At 57.4% G+C, this 16513-nt stretch carries 13 protein-coding genes; 2 read left to right on the forward strand and 11 right to left on the reverse strand.

Annotated features, from left to right (window positions below; translation table 11 throughout):
* Positions 1 to 42: 42 nt before the first annotated feature.
* The 5 genes from ACW9HW_RS23120 to puuE all read right to left on the reverse strand — a co-directional run bounded on the left by ACW9HW_RS23120 (position 43) and on the right by puuE (position 4573).
* Entirely contained in the window at positions 43 to 1347 is a 1305-nt protein-coding gene (locus ACW9HW_RS23120; RefSeq protein WP_095196834.1) for a urate hydroxylase PuuD, read from the reverse strand.
* Positions 1348 to 1398: 51 nt separating this feature from the next.
* The gene (locus ACW9HW_RS23125) at positions 1399 to 1902 is read right to left on the reverse strand and encodes an ureidoglycolate lyase (protein WP_085716886.1); all 504 of its coding nucleotides are present in this window, start codon (positions 1900 to 1902) and stop codon (positions 1399 to 1401) included.
* A gap of 146 nt (positions 1903 to 2048) precedes the next feature.
* Positions 2049 to 3044, reverse strand: a complete 996-nt coding sequence (gene alc / locus ACW9HW_RS23130) for an allantoicase (RefSeq protein ID WP_457401859.1) — start codon at positions 3042 to 3044, stop codon at positions 2049 to 2051.
* 90 nt (positions 3045 to 3134) lie between these two features.
* Complete coding sequence (uraD, locus tag ACW9HW_RS23135) at positions 3135 to 3650, reverse strand: 2-oxo-4-hydroxy-4-carboxy-5-ureidoimidazoline decarboxylase (RefSeq protein WP_095196832.1); 516 nt, start codon at positions 3648 to 3650, stop codon at positions 3135 to 3137.
* Positions 3647 to 4573 carry an allantoinase PuuE gene (puuE, locus tag ACW9HW_RS23140; RefSeq protein WP_095196831.1) on the reverse strand — a complete coding sequence of 309 codons (927 nt, stop codon included), beginning with the start codon at positions 4571 to 4573 and terminating at the stop codon, positions 3647 to 3649. The genes uraD and puuE overlap by 4 nt, the downstream gene beginning before the upstream one ends.
* Positions 4574 to 5017: 444 nt before the next feature.
* Here puuE and uraH point away from each other — a divergent pair, with 444 nt between their 5' ends.
* Positions 5018 to 5371 (forward strand): hydroxyisourate hydrolase, encoded by a 354-nt coding sequence (gene uraH, locus ACW9HW_RS23145; RefSeq protein WP_095196830.1) that lies wholly within the window; start codon positions 5018 to 5020, stop codon positions 5369 to 5371.
* Positions 5372 to 5467: 96 nt separating this feature from the next.
* On the opposite strand, the gene ACW9HW_RS23150 is transcribed toward uraH, so the two are convergent.
* The 6 genes from ACW9HW_RS23150 to ACW9HW_RS23175 all read right to left on the reverse strand — a co-directional run bounded on the left by ACW9HW_RS23150 (position 5468) and on the right by ACW9HW_RS23175 (position 15136).
* Positions 5468 to 7042 (reverse strand): hypothetical protein, encoded by a 1575-nt coding sequence (locus ACW9HW_RS23150; protein ID WP_141233030.1) that lies wholly within the window; start codon positions 7040 to 7042, stop codon positions 5468 to 5470.
* 98 nt (positions 7043 to 7140) lie between these two features.
* Positions 7141 to 8739, reverse strand: coding sequence for a hypothetical protein (locus ACW9HW_RS23155; RefSeq protein WP_141233029.1), 1599 nt, complete (start codon positions 8737 to 8739; stop codon positions 7141 to 7143).
* A 161-nt stretch (positions 8740 to 8900) separates the two neighbouring features.
* Complete coding sequence (locus tag ACW9HW_RS23160) at positions 8901 to 12155, reverse strand: calcium-binding protein (protein WP_457401860.1); 3255 nt, start codon at positions 12153 to 12155, stop codon at positions 8901 to 8903.
* A gap of 211 nt (positions 12156 to 12366) precedes the next feature.
* Positions 12367 to 12996, reverse strand: a complete 630-nt coding sequence (locus tag ACW9HW_RS23165) for a LysE family translocator (protein WP_457401861.1) — start codon at positions 12994 to 12996, stop codon at positions 12367 to 12369.
* A gap of 71 nt (positions 12997 to 13067) precedes the next feature.
* Positions 13068 to 14417: an NCS2 family permease gene (locus tag ACW9HW_RS23170; protein WP_095196825.1), complete on the reverse strand. Its 1350-nt coding sequence runs from the start codon at positions 14415 to 14417 to the stop codon at positions 13068 to 13070.
* A 275-nt stretch (positions 14418 to 14692) separates the two neighbouring features.
* Complete coding sequence (locus tag ACW9HW_RS23175; protein ID WP_095196824.1) at positions 14693 to 15136, reverse strand: MarR family winged helix-turn-helix transcriptional regulator; 444 nt, start codon at positions 15134 to 15136, stop codon at positions 14693 to 14695.
* An 82-nt stretch (positions 15137 to 15218) separates the two neighbouring features.
* Here ACW9HW_RS23175 and ACW9HW_RS23180 point away from each other — a divergent pair, with 82 nt between their 5' ends.
* The gene (locus tag ACW9HW_RS23180; RefSeq protein WP_457401862.1) at positions 15219 to 16385 is read left to right on the forward strand and encodes an aminotransferase-like domain-containing protein; all 1167 of its coding nucleotides are present in this window, start codon (positions 15219 to 15221) and stop codon (positions 16383 to 16385) included.
* Positions 16386 to 16513 lie beyond the last annotated feature (128 nt).

Consider the following 16513-nt stretch of genomic DNA (forward strand, 5'->3'; position numbering starts at 1 on the left):
CATTGTCTGTGTGGGAGCGAGCCTGCTCGCGAAGCTTTTTACTTAGTTGGTCGGGGCACCCTGAACGATCCAGGCGCCGATCAGGTCACGTTCCTGCTGGGTCATCTGAGTGATGTTGCCCAGCGGCATGATCTGGGTGGCGACCGCTTGAGCCTGGATCCGCGCCGCGTTCTGGCGGATCTGCTCGGGCGTGTCGAGCATCACGCCGCCCGGAGCAGCGCTGAACAGCGGGCTGGTCGGTTTGGCCGAGTGGCAGACCGCGCAACGTTCCTGAATCACGCTGTGCACCTTGTCGAAACCAGGGCCTGCGTTGGACGCCTGAGCTGGAGCCGCTGCGGGCGCCTCTGCAGGTTTTGCTTCAGCCGGTTTCAAACCACCACCCACTGCTGTTTCCGGCAGGGGTTGATACTCGATCGCAGCAGGTGCCTTGGCCACTTCCGGGGCGCTGGACATCGGCTTCGGACCGGAGACATAAGCCAGGCAAATCATGCCCACCGCTGCCACCGGCAGGGTCCAGGCATACTTGTGGCTGTCGTGACGGGTGTTGAAGTAGTGACGCACCAACACCGCCAGCACCGCGATCCCGGCCAGGATCAACCAGTTGTACTGGCTGCCGTAGGTGCTCGGGAAGTGGTTGCTGATCATGATGAACAGCACCGGCAGGGTGAAGTAGTTGTTGTGACGCGAACGCAGCAGGCCTTTGGCCGGCAGCGCCGGATCGGGTGTGCGGTTTTCGGCGATGGCCGCGACCAGTGCACGCTGTGCCGGCATGATGATGCGGAACACGTTGCCGACCATGATGGTGCCAATGATCGCGCCGACGTGCAGGTACGCACCACGACCGCTGAACACTTTGCTGAAGCCGTAGGCGGCGCCGATGATTAGCACGAACAGGATGAAGCCGAGCAGGGCAGGGCGTTTGCCCAGGGCCGAGTCGCAGAGGAAGGAGTAGATGAACCAGCCGATGAACAGCGAGCCCAGACCGATGGCCACGCCTTCAGGACCGCTCAGGGTGCTGCCCGGAGCCAGCAGGTAGAGCGTCGGGTTGGAGTAGAACACCACGCACAGCAGCGCGATCCCCGACAGCCAGGTGAAATAGGCTTCCCATTTGAACCAGTGCAGGTTGTCCGGCATGGTCGGTGGGGCCAGTTTGTATTTTTCCAGGTGGTAGATGCCGCCGCCGTGGATCGCCCACAAATCACCGGCCAGACCGCTTTTCGGGTTGACCCGATTGAGGTTGTTTTCCAGCCAGACGAAGTAGAACGACGCGCCGATCCAGGCCACACCGGTAATCATATGAACCCAGCGCACGCTCAGGTTCAGCCATTCCAACAGATGTGCTTCCACAGTCTTTACCTCTCGCCCGTCACTCTTGTTGTCGAGTGATCGGACCTTCTCTTATTGGTGGGGGGCGAGGATCAAACGCTCATCCTCTTTGAAAAAATGCTCATCGCAGTTATTGCCTGTGCCACTGCGATCAACCACCAGGAAGTCATCCCGCTTTTCGATCGTCAGCACCGGGTGGTGCCAGACGCCGCGATGGTAATTAATGCCCTGCCTGCCGTTGGTGACGAAGGCGCGGACCAAGCCTGATACAGGTACATCGCCAAGTGGCGCGACCACGATCAGAAAGGGGTTGCCGAGCAGCGGAATGAAAGCCTGGCTGCCCAGCGGATGACGCTCCAGCATGCTGACGGTCAGGGGCATGTCCTGCGCGTCGGCGCGGAAGATGCTGATGATCGCCTTATCCTCTGGCGTGGCGGTTTCCACCGTCGCCAGTTTGTGGAAGCGCATGGTCGAACCGTTGTTGATCATGAAGTGATCGCTGCCGTCGGTTTCGATCACGTCACCGAAAGGGGCGAAGGCTTCTTTGGTCAGCGGTTCAATCGTCAGTGTGCGCATGCTGGTCTTCTTATCCGAATTCTGTGTTGTTGGTTCTGCTTTTATGGCGAGGGAGCTTGCTCCCGCTGGACTGCGCAGCAGTCCCATTCTTTGGGGGCCGCTTCGCGACCCAGCGGGAGCAAGCTCCCTCGCCACAGGTTCAGCGCTTATTTAGCGACCTTGCCCAGGACGCGCAGGCGGCTCACGCCACCATCCGGGAACACGTTCAGGCGGATGTGAGTGACAGGGCCCAGCGCCTTGATCTGCTCGGCGAAGGTGTGTTCGGCGTGCATTTCCAGTTTCTGGCTTGGCAGCAGTTCGCGCCAGAACAGCGACTGGGTTTCGATCTGGCTGTCGGTGCCGCCTTTTACGAAGGCGCCCTGGATCGAGCAGCTGTCCGGGTAGTTGCCCTTGAAGTGCAGGGTGTCGACGATGACTTTCTCGACTTCACCGGCATGGCCCAGGGCGACGATCACCCAGTCATTGCCAGGCGTGCGACGACGTGCGGTTTCCCAGCCATCGCCCATGTTGATGCCACGGCCCGGGTTGAGGATGTTGCTCATGCGGCCGAAGTGCTCGTCGGAGCAGGCGAGGGCGCGACCACCGTTAAGGGCGGCTGCGAGGTCAACCTGCTCGTTGTCACCCACGGCCGACCAGTCGCGGAACGGCACGCCGTACACACGCAGACGGGCCACGCCGCCATCCGGGTAGATGTTGAAACGCAGGTGGCTGAAGGCCTGTTTGTTGCTGATTTCATGGTAGTGGTGGCTGTTGCCTTGCAGCTCGACGGCGGACAGCACTTCCGTCCACTGGGTGTTTTCGTCCGGCTCGCCTTCGGCCAGGAAGCAGGCTTCCAGGGAGGCCGACGGCGGGAAGTTACCGGTGAAGAATGAAGTGTCGATGTCCACGCCTTTGATCGAGCCCGGCACGCCCAGGCGGATTACCGCGCTGTCGTAACCTTCGAAGCGCTTGCGGCGCGACTCCCAGCCATCCATCCACTTGCCGTTGTCATCGAACACGCCCTCCTTCCACACGGCCGGGGTCGGTTGGAACAGACGGTTGGCGTCTGCGAACCAGTCATCGGTGACCGAGATGATTTTGGTGCCCAGGCGGGCGTCGGCCAGGTTGACGAACTTCTCGAAAGGTACGGCGTAAGCTTTCATTCTTCTTGTCTGCCTTTAATAAGTTGGCTTGGGATGCTCTCGGGGCCCTGGGTTCGTTCGGCGTTCATGAGCGAACTCGGGCCAGGATCGCTATAGGGTCAGTAATCGGAACAGGGCGATCTTGTTGATCTGCGCCAGCGCGCACTTGAACTCGGTGTCGACCGGGTTGTGGATGCGCGTTTCGAACGCTGCGAGGATCTGATGCCGGTTGCTGCCTTTTACCGCCATGATGAAGGGAAACTTGAACTTGGCCTTGTAGGCGTCGTTCAGCTCGGTGAAGCGAGAAAACTCTTCGGCCGTGCATTGGTGAATCCCCGCGCCCGACTGTTCTTCAGTGCTGGCCGCGGTAAGCTGGCCCTGGACGGCAGCTTTGCCGGCCAGGTCCGGGTGGGCGTTGATCAATGCCAGCTGGCTGGCGTGATCGGCGCTCAACAGGATGTCGCTCATGCGCTGGTGCAGGGTTTCGATCTCGTCGATCGAAGCGTCCTGGCCCAGCTCGAAAGCCTTTTCGGCTACCCATGGCGAATGTTCGTAGATATCGGCGAAGGCGTTGACGAAGGCGTCGCGGCTCAGGGTCGAGGGTTTGACGGTTTGAAAGGTGCTCATTTGGCAGCCCCTTGGTACGGGTGGGTTTGCTGCCAGTGGCGCGCGATGTCGACGCGACGGCTGAACCACACCTGTTCATGACTTTTAGCGTATTCGATAAAGCGCTTGAGCGAGGCCAGGCGCGCCGGACGGCCGATCAGGCGGCAGTGCAGGCCGATCGACAGCATCTTCGGTGCATCGGCGCCTTCGGCGTACAGCACATCGAACGCGTCCTTGAGGTATTCGAAGAAATCGTCGCCCTTGTTGAAGCCCTGGACCTGGGTGAAGCGCATGTCGTTGGTGTCCAGGGTGTACGGGATCACCAGGTGCGGCTTGCCGGTCGGGTTGTTCGGTTCCCAGTAGGGCAGGTCGTCGTCGTAGGTGTCGCTGTCGTAGAGGAAACCACCTTCTTCCATCACCAGGCGACGGGTGTTCGGGCCGGTGCGACCGGTGTACCAGCCCAGCGGACGTTCGCCGGTGATTTCGGTGAGGATGCGGATCGCTTCGAGCATGTGCTCGCGCTCCTGGGCTTCGTCCATGTATTGGTAGTCGATCCAGCGGTAGCCGTGGCTGCAGATCTCGTGGCCGGCATCGACCATGGCGCGGATCACGTCCGGGTGACGCTGGGCGGCCATGGCCACGGCGAAGATGGTCAGCGGAATGTCGAATTCCTTGAACAGTTTCAGAATCCGCCAGACGCCGGCGCGGCTGCCATACTCGTACAGCGATTCCATGCTCATGTTGCGCGCGCCTTGCAGCGGTTGCGCCGAGACCATCTCCGAAAGGAACGCTTCGGATTCTTTATCACCGTGCAGGATGTTGCGCTCGCCACCCTCTTCGTAATTGAGCACGAAGGACAGGGCGATCCGGGCATTGCCCGGCCAGTGTGGGTGAGGAGGGTTACTGCCGTAACCGGTCAGGTCGCGTGGGTAGTCAGCGCTCACTGCAGTCTTCCTTCTTATTCGTGGCTTATACAAAGTCAGGGTTGTGTAGCGCGCCTGCAAGTGGGAAGTCAGGCTGGCGTCACAGTGATGGGGTGATTGTATACAACTTTATATTCACTTTGTAAGCCTGATTTTTCGCATTTTTCGCTAACGGTCATCTTTGCGTGCAATTGACACGGACCTGCAAGAAATCTGCCTGATTGGTCAGCTAATGTCTCCAGGGTTCAGCAATCTTGCGCTTTAAGGTTAAATCGCCGGGAAATCACCGGCTGGCGCTGCGGGTCGCAAAAATGTCGTTTTTATTGTGTACAATTTTTTTGAAAAGTGTCTTAATCAATTCCTCGCCGCAGCTTTTCGTGCTCCGAAACGGTGCGGTCTCCTTTTCAACTGACTTCGGGAGGCGCGAGGTCTGACTGCTTCCACGCAGGCAGGCGCGCAGAATCAATGGGACGTTTGACTACACACGTTTTGGACGCTGCACACGGTTGCCCGGGCAGCTCGATCAAGGTCGAGTTGTACCGCGTTGAAGGATCGCAGCTGGAATTGGTCGCCACTGCAACAACCAACAGCGATGGCCGTGTCGATGCACCGCTGCTGCAAGGTGATGACTACCGCACCGGGGTCTACCAGGTTCAGTTTCATGCGGGCGATTACTACCGCGCCCGTGGTGTTCAGCTGCCGGAGCCGGCTTTCCTGGATGTGGTGGTGCTGCGTTTTGGCATCTCGGCCGAACAGGATCACTACCACGTGCCGCTGCTGATTTCGCCCTACAGCTATTCGACGTACCGCGGCAGCTGATCCCCCAAGCAGCTGCCGCACCCTGGAAGCGACTGCGCATATAGCTTCTTTGGTCTTTTGCCCGCTCACACTGCGGGCTTTTTTTCGTTCGAGGTTTCAGGTTCTTGGATCGTTGGTTCGCACGATGAAGACCGAGTCCTGGCGATCTTTTGATACCTGACTCCCGCCTTTCAGCCAGACCAGTTTGTTGGTCATTTCGGCCTCTTGCACCGCTCGCATGGCCGGCAAGCCAATCAGTTCAGGCAACCTGTAATGGGAAAATCCTTGATCGCTGGCAGGTGGAATATGAATTTTTTTACCGAGAACGCGATGCAAGGTCATGTGGAACACAAAATCATGTTCTGGTCGTCGGAATACCAGCGCTGGATAGGACTGGGCGGTGGTGGGTTCAAATACGACGTATCCATTGCGCGTCAACAGGTCGGCCATGAATCGCTTGAGGTCACCGGCATACTGGGTCGTGGAGAAATATCGCCACTCCTCTCGAAATTTGTGCGGATCAAACACCAGTCGCTGTAAAGGCATCTGATCAGAGAGCAAAGGAAGCTCCACAACCCGGTACCCCCCTGAGCCTGGCGTCATGGGTGCTACGGGGAGCATAAGTAACGGATCGACCAGCTCTGGCCGTGGCGTGATGCTCGAGGACTTCCAGTCATTGAAAACTTGCCTGAGGGTCGTCAACCCGGCGTTGGTCGCGGTATCGGAACCGTTGGCGAGGGAAAACTGTTTTCTGGCGACATTCAGCAGAGAAATTACCGAAAGTTCAGGAAAGTAAGTGGCGACATAGTCGGTCAATGCTTTGTCAAAAGGCAGGTTCGGGTCGATCTCCCAGCGGCGGGTCGAAGGTAGCTGGATAGCGCCACGGGGTTGTTGTTCGATGTCGCCACTGAGGGTTCGCTGCAGCAAATCAAAGTCGTAGACCAGATGAGTGGGGTTCTTGATATAAACAATCGGGTGGTCCGGTGCGTCATTGAGCGGCACGGTTTTGTAGCGAACGCCTTCTATGGTGATGTCTTCGGGCGAAGCATGCTGGGGGGCGATTGCCCAGTTTTTCCAGGGCTCGGAGTCCGGTAACGGCTCGATCTCGCGTGGCCGCTTGGATGGTCCGGCTTCGTCCTGCTCATCGCCCGGCAGTCGGCGTCGCGAAACAATCAGTTCCGAATCCCCGCTATCACGGCTGCCAGGTTGAACCTGTCGCCATTTTGATGTGCCTTCCACGCGTTCAAGTCTTGGGCCGGAAGGTACCAGTTCCGCCATCTGCTTTGCTTTGAAATGACCTTGCGGGTCAATGCCCAAAGGCACCGTCCCTCCGTCCACCAGATCGACATACTGGCGCCCGGAAGGGATTAATCGAATGCCGGTTTCCGGGTCTGGAGCAGGCAGCCTCTCGACCAGTTTCGGCGCCAGGTAAAAATGACTAATAAGATGTTCGGTGGTGGTTCGGCTGATGAGTAAATCTGCGGGAAGATCGATTATTTCGATCGCCGGAGGCTGGACATCCGGGGGCTGGGAGGACTCCGGGAATTGATGTCCCTGTGGTTGATCGGGGGCATCACGCTGTGTGCTGCCAGGGCGTCTGGGTAAATTGTCCGGTGCTGTGTCGCGTATACGGGAGGCCCCTTGATTTGAATCGCCCGGGGTTTTGGGACGGATAGGGTGTTTTGGACTCATGGATAATCCTGCTGATGTAGATCCGCGTCATTTCGAGTGAATGTGCTGGTGTGGGCGTGTGTTCTCGCCGGCATGGCCGGCGAGGCAGGAAGCAGGTGTCAACCTTCCCTTATAATGAAAACCGACTGCCCCCCTGACGGGGTCGTCTGGATCCCACCCGCTAGCCACACCACTTTGTCTTGATTGAAAGCAGTGAGCAGCTTCGCGCGAGCGAGCTCGCCGATACGGGTTGCCAGTTGAGGATTGGACAATTCATTGCCGGGACGTTCGGAGTACCTGATGGCGTCGCCAGTGACATTACCCAGCTTCAGGAAAAAAACCGAATCATGGCTGGAACGGGTAAAAACCAAGGTGGGTTCCTCGTGCCCTCTCGTCACTGGGAAAACGTCATATCCGTTACGCGCCAGCACGCTCGCCATGAACTCCTTGAGGTTGTAATTGTCAGGCTGGGCAGTAAAGCGATGCCACTCCCGGGGGAAGCGATCGGGGGCAAAATCCACCCGCTGTAGCGCTCCCGTCGATTCTGGAAGGACCACCATGTCCCGGTTACTGCGGGTCGATCTGTTGAGGATGGGCAGCATCAGCAGCGGATCGGACAGCTCTCGTCGAGGTGAGGGGGGACCGAGTGGATCGGCCCAGTTGCGCAAGGTTTGTTTCACGACCAGAAGCCCCTCGCCGTTGATCACTTCGGAGTGGTTAGCGCGGTTGAACAGGGTTCTGGCGACACTGTTCAATGTTGCATCGGAAAAGTCCCTGAAGGTTCCGGCCACATAACCGGTCAAGGTATTGTCGAATGGAAATGGGCGCTCCAGGGCTTCCCACTGGTCGTGCCTTCTGATCGCCCATCTGGGTTGCAGCGATGGATCTTCCTGCAGCATCTGTTCGAATTTTTCAAAGCTTGAAGGCGTAAACCGGGGGTGTTCCACGAACGCTACTCCATAATCCTCCGGCCGTCCCTCGGGCACGATTCGATAATGAAGTCCATTGATCTCCAGAGACTCCACCGATTGGGGTTGTGTCGTTTTTCCCCAGTTTTGCAATAACCCTACAGACAGATCCAGAGGGGCAATGGGTCGCGCAATTAACTCTGCGAGCATTGGATTGGCTTCGATGATATTGCCGCCGCCTTCAGCGGGGCGTGGCCGGCTGCGCGTGCTTGGGCCAGGTTGTTCATCCGGTGGTGGGCCTGCGGGACGGTCTGGATTGTCCGTGTTTTTCCTGCGCCAGTAAGCGGTTCCAGCGATTCTTTCGAGAAGAGGGCCTGTAGGGGTCAGCTCACTGGCCGAGGATGCCTGGTATTCGCCGTCATCTCGAAGCCGGACCAGAGTGACGCCTTCATTTTCGATTTCTGCGTACTTCGATCTGAGCTGGCCATAGCGTAATCCGTCGTCACCGGGCGCGGGCAATTTCGGTATCAGAGCGGAAGGCAGAAAAGTGATGTCGGATGTCGCGACAGCAGGGCTGAGTGTGAGCGGCCCGGGGGTGGAAATGTCTACCACCGCAATCTGTGGTTCTCGCGGGGTATTGTCCGACCCTCCTTCAGGCCTTCGTCTTCCCGGCAAGTCTATGGGGGGGCCGGAAATGTCGATATCGGGCAGGTTGTAACGAGGCGGTGTCCCGTCTTCGGCGCGGTTGGGTCTAACGGTTTGATCAGTGTCCGGTGTGCCGGGCCTTGGGATTTTTCTTGGTGGCTTCATGCCGTTGTTACTCCAATGATAAGTATCGAGTACCTGAATAGCTTCACGGACTATCAGGTTGAGTGGTTCACACAGCGAGGCAAGCTTTTAATAGAAGTTGCATACTCCTGCTGGCATCAACGAGTGAGGTGTTAAATGCTTATTTCATGGTTTGATTGTTTTCAAGTTGTCGAGTGCAAATAGATTTGTCCAAAAATCAGATCCACTTTATAGGTGGTGCCGGATGCGGTGACCAGGTAGATGTCCTCCACAGGGGTGTCGTCATCTTTGTACTCGGGGAGAAGGATGACGGTGTGTCCGATAAGCAGTTTGTTTTCCGATAGCTTTTTAATTGAAGGGTCAAGAAATCTTGTATATAGGTACCAGGTCGATGCGTTGGATGTTTTTGCGAGTGCTCCCGGTGTAGATATCCGAAGTTTCGAGTGTGTCTCGAATTTTACATGGTAGGTCGAGCCTTTTCCCTCTAGCGCTATTACTGTATTTTGCAAAGGAGCAGGGAGTTCGATAATTTGCGGAACAGGTTCAAGCGCGGTGGCCTTGCTATCTTCAGGGGTGAGAAAGAGGTAGTTTCCTGTCCGCTTTTTCAACATCTGTCGGCCATCTGATTGCAGGGTTCCGGGCGTGTCTCCATAAGCATGATTTTTTACTGGGGGAGGGGTTATCCGGTAAGACACTCCATCGCGCATTGTCAGGATTAATGCCTGTTTTAATTTCATGCTTCTGGTCAAGTAGTTGCTATGGGCGGTGTTCGAATAGGTGAAATGTCCGTCCGATATGAAATCTTCGAATTTTATTGTTTTATGCTTGAAGTCAAGCTGTAGAGTGAAGTTGCCAACGGTCGCGTTGTGGTTGGCATACTGTCTGTCGGCTCTAATCGTGTAGGCGGCTTGCGCGGTGATCAGTTCCTCGCTGTCGCAGTCGATGTAAATGGTATGAGTCGCGTTGTCGTCTGCTTTTGCGATTTTTAACAGGGTTTCGGGAGTTTCTCTATTGATGAAGTAATGTTGGTGTTTATTGTAAGGCAGATCGTGTATGTCGCGATTCAAGATTAACGGCGCTGGTCGTGTTCCTTTTGCAAGAATCAAGATTTCGATATTGCGGTCGTCGAAGCCTTCCAGTTCCTCGGGAAAATCCGGGTAAAGCTGAAAACCATCCTGGGTCAGGAAGCGCAATGTCTGTTCCTGGAGCAGGCGTTTGTCTCCCACGGTTTTATAAATATTCTTGATGATCAGCTTTCTTTCCGGCAACTCTCTGTCTTTTCCACAGGGCGACGTCACCACCAGTGATGTACCTTCAACGAACCATTTCTCAATGGCTTCAAACAACCAGTCCATGACGATCACGCTGTCTTCCCGCGCGTCCTCACTGATGGTCACGGTGCCGCTTTTATGGGAAATGAAATATTGGTCTTTGCCTGGACCACCGGCGGCACTTGCATGAGTGCCCATCAGGTAAATCGCATCATCGCCGGCGCCGGCGTCGATTCGGTCATGGCCTCGGGAAACGATGCGGTTTGCACGGGCTGACCCTTGTACGATATTGCTCGCGCCCGCCAGCGTTTCGACGTTTTCAATGCCTTCCAATGTTGTGTGGGTCGTGGAGGGCGTCGAATCGATCTCGCTCAGCAGGCGTATCCGACCGTTTTCCAGATCGATCTCGAAACCTGTGTGAGGAGTAAGGTCACGGCTATCCAGTTGTCCCTGGAACACCAGCATGTTCTCGCCGCCGCCACCCACAAGATGGTTATGGGGTGGCGATGGCGCGGGCGACTTGAGTGCCTGTACCGCTCCTTCGAACAGGAACTGATCATCTTTCTCGCCACCAGTCAGGTGCTTGCTGCCTGTACCGTAGCTGAAGTGATTGGGTTGCTTTTCAACGCCGAGGATGGTGTCTTTTCCTCCTCCCAGCAGCCAAAACGTCGCTTTCGATTCGCCCTCAGTCCCTTTCACCACCCCGGAAAGATCCGCGGGAATTCCGTTGCGGGCGTCGATGGTGTCGTTTCCGCCCTCAAGCAGCGGCACCTTGATTTCCTTGGAACCCACTGACTCGCGTCCTTGGTCATCCCACTCGAACCAGAACACTTGGGAGGCTTTGACGGAAGCATCGACGTTGCCATTCACGATGGCTGCGATGCTGTCCTTCAATTGTCCGTCCAACCACTTTTGAGCTCGCGTGATCAACATTTTGGTGTGTTGGTCTTTGGCCACGGCGGTGATGTAGCGGTCTTGAATGTCTTGCCAAGGCTCTTGGTTGCTGAGCGCGCGTTTAAACGTGAAATACTTTTCGCCGAAGCTCAGATCGACGTAGTCGGTAATGTCGTCTACCTGTCGGATGGCACTATAAATCTGGGCACCGGCAATCAGAATGACTGCTGCTGCGATGCCCAGTGGGCCGGCACTGGAAAAGCCTGCAATGGCCGCCGTACCGAGAATCAGGGTCAACGCGGCACTGCTCAGGTTCAGGCCGGCAGCCACGTAATGATCCAGGGCCTGCTTGCCCGTGCTCTGGGAGGCATCGTTCAGCGCTTTGATCGCGAAGTAGATGTCGAAAGGCAGGGTCAGCACGCCTGCGATCAACCCAGCTGCGCGCGACAGGTGCAGGCCAAAGTGGGTTTTGGAAAAACCCTGGTAAATGCGGGCGCTGTTTTCAATCAACTCCTGGGCGGTTTCCACCAGGCTTCGCTCAATGATCACCGAACCGAGTTCTGTCACCACCGCGCCGGCATTGATCACCGCTTCGGTACGATCGCCTCTTTTCATGGCATCGGAGATACCCATCATGCCGCTGTAGATGCCGAACGCCTGTAACCCGATCCCCATGTGGTGAGCGACTTTGCTTTTTTGCTTGTTGACCCAGTCAGGGACATGCTCGGGTAAGCGGGTATCGCGAACGTCCAGTTTCTGTGCGGCATGCAAAAGCCTGCCGAGTTTTTGAGCGTGACCGGGTTGCGCATCATCGAGCAACGGCGGGGCGTCTACCGAGCGAAGGGTGGCAACTTCGAACAGCAGGCTCGGTATCGTGTTGTCGCCCACCGTCCCGCTTGCCCGGATACGACTTTCGACATCAGCCGGGTTCAATCGTAAACCGTCGATAAATGCCTGGGGTGGGTGGCGAAAGTTGGTGTTGTCGATATCCAGAAGTTCGCCGTGAACCGAAGCCTTCATCAGATGAAGCTCTACACGGCTGACCGTAAACTGGCCAAGGGTAAGCGGTCCGTAGTGCTGATCCAGGGCTCGCAGTACCCGTTCCCGTTTGCTGGTGGATCGAGGACGCTGCTCCTTTAGCGTTGACGTCCCGTTGTTGCGGATAAAATCGGCAATTTCCTGATCGGCCGTCGCCAAAGAAAGCGGCTCAATATCCGTAATTTTGATTGCGTCGTAGCCTTCCGCATCGGAACGCGTGAAATTTTCCGCCATACATACTTCCTTGTCGGGCTGTTATGAAAAACCTGGACCCGAACTGTAGGGAAGCGTGATGCTCATAAAGCGATAAATATGTAGGGCGTTTGTTGCAGGCGATGACGTGTGTCCTGCGCTTTCCGGGGAGGCAGGCGAACTGAAACGCGCCGAAGCGCGTTCAGTCTGCCGGAATGGGCAGGAAGGGGAGAAACCCTTTAGGCGGGAGCCTTCAGTGCCCACTCAACAGAGAGGCAGTGCCGGCACCACTGAACAAACCCGCACTGATCCGATTGAACCAGCTCTGGCCTTTACCCGAGCGCAAATATTTGGCTGCACCGTGGGCGCCCAACCCATAGGCCAATTTGCACAGCAGATCCAGCACGGTCCAGGTCGCGATCATCACCAGCAATTGCGGCAGGAATGGCTGTTCGGCGCTCAGGAACTGCGGCAGAAACGCGGCGAAGAACAGGATGTCTTTCGGGTTGCTGCCCCCCAGCATGAACGCGCGGCCGAACAGTGCGCGAAAGCGCGGCACTGGCGCTGCCTGAGGCACTTCGGCGCCGTGGGAAGGCTGACGCGATTGCTGCCAGCTCTGCCAGGCGAGATAGAACAGGTACAACGCGCCGACGATTTTCAATGCACTGAACAGCTGTTCCGATGCCAGCAGCAGCGCACCCAGACCCAGCGCCGAAGCACTCAGCAGGCAGATCGAGGCAAACACGCCCCCCAGGAACGCCGGGTAAGAACGGCGCAAACCGTAGTTCAGGCTGTTGCTGATCATCAGCAACGACAGTGGCCCCGGGATCAGGATTACCACCAGCGCAGCGCCGCTGAACAGCAGCCAGGTTTCCAGACTCATCACTTTCCTCCATTTGCACAAAAGCCTCACCCGACGGGGTGAGGCTGGTTTCAAGCGCGTTCCGCGAAGATTTACAGGAAGATGAACTTGGCGATGAAGATCGCGCAGAGCACCCACAGGCTCACGGAAATTTCCTTATATTTGCCAGTACCGGCCTTCAGCGCCACATAGGTGATGAAGCCCAGCGCGATACCGTCGGCCACCGAAAAGGTCAGGGGCATCATGATTGCCGTGACAATCGCCGGAATGCTGTCGGTCGCTTCGTCCCACTCGATGTGCGCCATGCCGCCCATCATCAGCATGGCCACATAAATCAGCGCACCGGCGGTGGCATAAGCAGGGATCATCCCGGCCAGCGGCGCGAAGAACATGGCTGCAATAAATAGCACACCTACGGTCACGGCGGTAAGACCAGTCCGACCACCTGCCGCGACGCCAGCGGCACTTTCCACGTAACTCGTTACCGGAGGAACACCGACCACCGCGCCAAATACGCTGGAGGCACTGTCGGCTTTCATGGCGCGGGAGAGGTTTTCGATCTTGCCATCAGCGTTGACCAGGTTGGCGCGCTGGGCCACCCCCATCAAGGTGCCGGCGGTGTCGAACATGTGCACGAAGAGGAAGGCCAGCACCACGCTGATCATGCTGACGTTGAACACACCGGCGACGTTCATGGCCATCCATGTAGGTGCCAGGCTCGGCGGTGCCGACATGATGCCCTCGTAGTGCACCAGGCCCAGGCCCCAACCGGCCAGCGTCACGGTGATGATGCTGATGAGGATCGCGCCGAACACCTTGTGATAGCTGAGGATCGCGATCATCAGGAAGCACACGGCGGCCAGCAGCGGACCAGGTTCGCGCAGGGAACCGAGTTTGATCAGCGTTGCCGGGCTATCGACGACGATGCCCGCGGTTTTCAAGCCGATCAGACCCAAAAACAGACCCACGCCGGCGCCCATGGCGAAGCGCAGGCTTACCGGAATGCTGTTGAGCAACCATTCGCGGATGCGCGAGAAGGTCAGGATCATGAACAACACACCGGACACGAATACCGCACCGAGGGCAGTTTCCCAGTTGTAGCCCATGGTCCCGACCACGGTGTAGGTAAAGAAAGCGTTCAAGCCCATGCCCGGCGCCAGGCCGACCGGCCAGTTGGCGTACAAGCCCATCAACAGGCAACCCAGAGCAGCGGCGATACAGGTGGCGACGAACGCCGCGCCATGGTCGATCCCGGCGTCCGCCATGATGTTGGGGTTGACGAAGATGATGTAAGCCATGGTGATGAAGGTTGTCAGACCGGCAATCAACTCGGTCTTCACCGTGGTGCCATGCAAGCTGAGTTTAAAGATGCGCTCCAGCCAGCCATTGCGTAAAGGCGGCGAGAGATCCAGCGTCGATGCTTCGGATTTGCGGCTTTCCACAGCGAGTACTCCTCAAGAGTTTTATTTTTATTTCCAGGGCCGGACCCTTGGGGGTGGCAGCGGCCCTTTGAGGCACTTGCGAATTTCCTGACTGCTTGGTCAGGAACTCGCACGAAGTGGATTATGCTTTTGTATACAAATAAAGCAAATAATGTTTTTGATTTTGTCGACGAAAAGATTGTTGATTGGGATATATCGCCAGGAGCGGCCCTTCGCGAGCAGGGGAGCGCGGTCACTGTGGGAGCGAGCCTGCTCGCGAAGACGGACTTGAGGCATCAGATTTTTTGCTGGTTCTCGCCGAGCGCCAGGTTCACCGCCAACCACCCATTCACCGCCGTCTCGCCAGCCTCGGCAAACACCCGCTCCAGCAATTTCACCTGTTCACGACGCAATGCCTGTTCAAAACGCGCACCGTCGTCGGTCAGTTCCAGCAGCCGTTTACGTTTGTCGGTTTCAGCGGCAACGCTGTTGACCAGATGCATCTCCACCAACTGGCGCAGCGGCATGTTCAGTGCCTGCTTGCTCACCCCCAGCAAGGCCAGCAACTCCTTAACGCTCAGGTTCGGATAGCGGGCAATGAAAAACACGATGCGTTGGTGCACCCGACTCAAGCCTCGACGTTCAAGCATTTCGTCGGCTTTGGCGGTGAAGGCCTGGTAGCCGAAGAAAAACGCTTCCATGGCCTGTTGCTGTGAAATCGGGTTTTTAAGGTCAATCATGTTGACGTATCCGCTCGGGCTGTCGTAATTTCGGTCAACAAGTTTGACTCATTTTTCTCTGGCCTCGCTACCGGTGATCCCCATGGCTTTTTCCGAACGTGTCTCGCGCCTTAAAAGTTCTTTGATCCGTGAAATCCTCGCCGCAGCCCAGCGTCCGCAGGTGATGTCGTTCGCCGGAGGCTTGCCCGCCGAAGCCATGTTGCCCAAGGTCGAGTGGGCCGACATGCCAGTGTCCATGGGCCAATACGGCATGAGCGAAGGTGAGCCGGCATTGCGCGAAGCCCTGGCCGCCCAGGCGCGGGCGCTGGGTGTGTCGTGCGAGGCGAGTCAGGTGCTGGTGGTCAGCGGTTCTCAGCAAACCCTCGATCTGGCGGCCAAGCTTTACATCGACAAAGGCACCGAGATCCTCCTCGAGGCCCCGACCTACCTGGCGGCGCTGCAGATCTTCCAGCTGTTCGGCGCCGATTGCCTCACCGTGCCGCTGGAAGCCGATGGCCCGAACCTGGCGCAACTGCGTTCACGCCTGGAAATACACCGCCCGGCGTTCATCTACCTGATTCCGACCTTCCAGAATCCTTCGGCGGTGCGGTACAGCGAAGCCAAGCGCGAGGCGGTCGCCGCATTGCTGGATGAGTTCGGCGTGACCTTGATCGAAGACGAGCCCTACCGTGAATTGACCTTCGATGGCGGCAGCGCCAAACCCATTGCCGGTCGCCTGAAAAAAGCCAGCTGGATCTACACCGGCACGGTTTCGAAAACGCTGCTGCCGGGTTTGCGCGTGGGGTATCTGATCGCCAGTGCGGACCTGTTCCCGCACTTGCTCAAGCTCAAGCAGTCTGCAGACCTGCACACCAATCGCGTCGGCCAGTGGCAGGCATTGCAATGGATCGGCAGTGAGCCTTTCCAGCAGCATCTTGGTGAGTTACGCGACTTTTACCGGGTTCGTCGCGATGCGTTCCAGACGGCGCTGGAAACACATTTTTCCGATCTGGCGGACTGGAACGTGCCCCAAGGCGGGCTGTTTTTCTGGTTGACACTCAAACAACCGCTGGATACCCGGACGCTGCTCAATGCGGCGCTGGCCGATGATGTGGCGTTCATGCCGGGCGAGCCGTTTTTTCCACAGCCGGACGATCATCACGGGCATCTGCGTTTGAATTTCAGCCACATCGATCCGGCGCGGCTGGATGAAGGGCTCAGGCGATTGGCGGCGGTGGTGCGACAGGCTCAGGCAGCGCGAGCGGCGTGAGGGGAGAGTAGAAATGAATAAACCGGCCATTGGGCCGGTTTATTTTTGTCCGAGATTTACGGTGTTTCTGCCGGCCTCATCGCGGGCAAGCCCGCTCCCACAGTTTTTGTGAGCGCCGCAATAACTGT

Source organism: Pseudomonas sp. SDO5532_S415 (assembly GCF_054071155.1).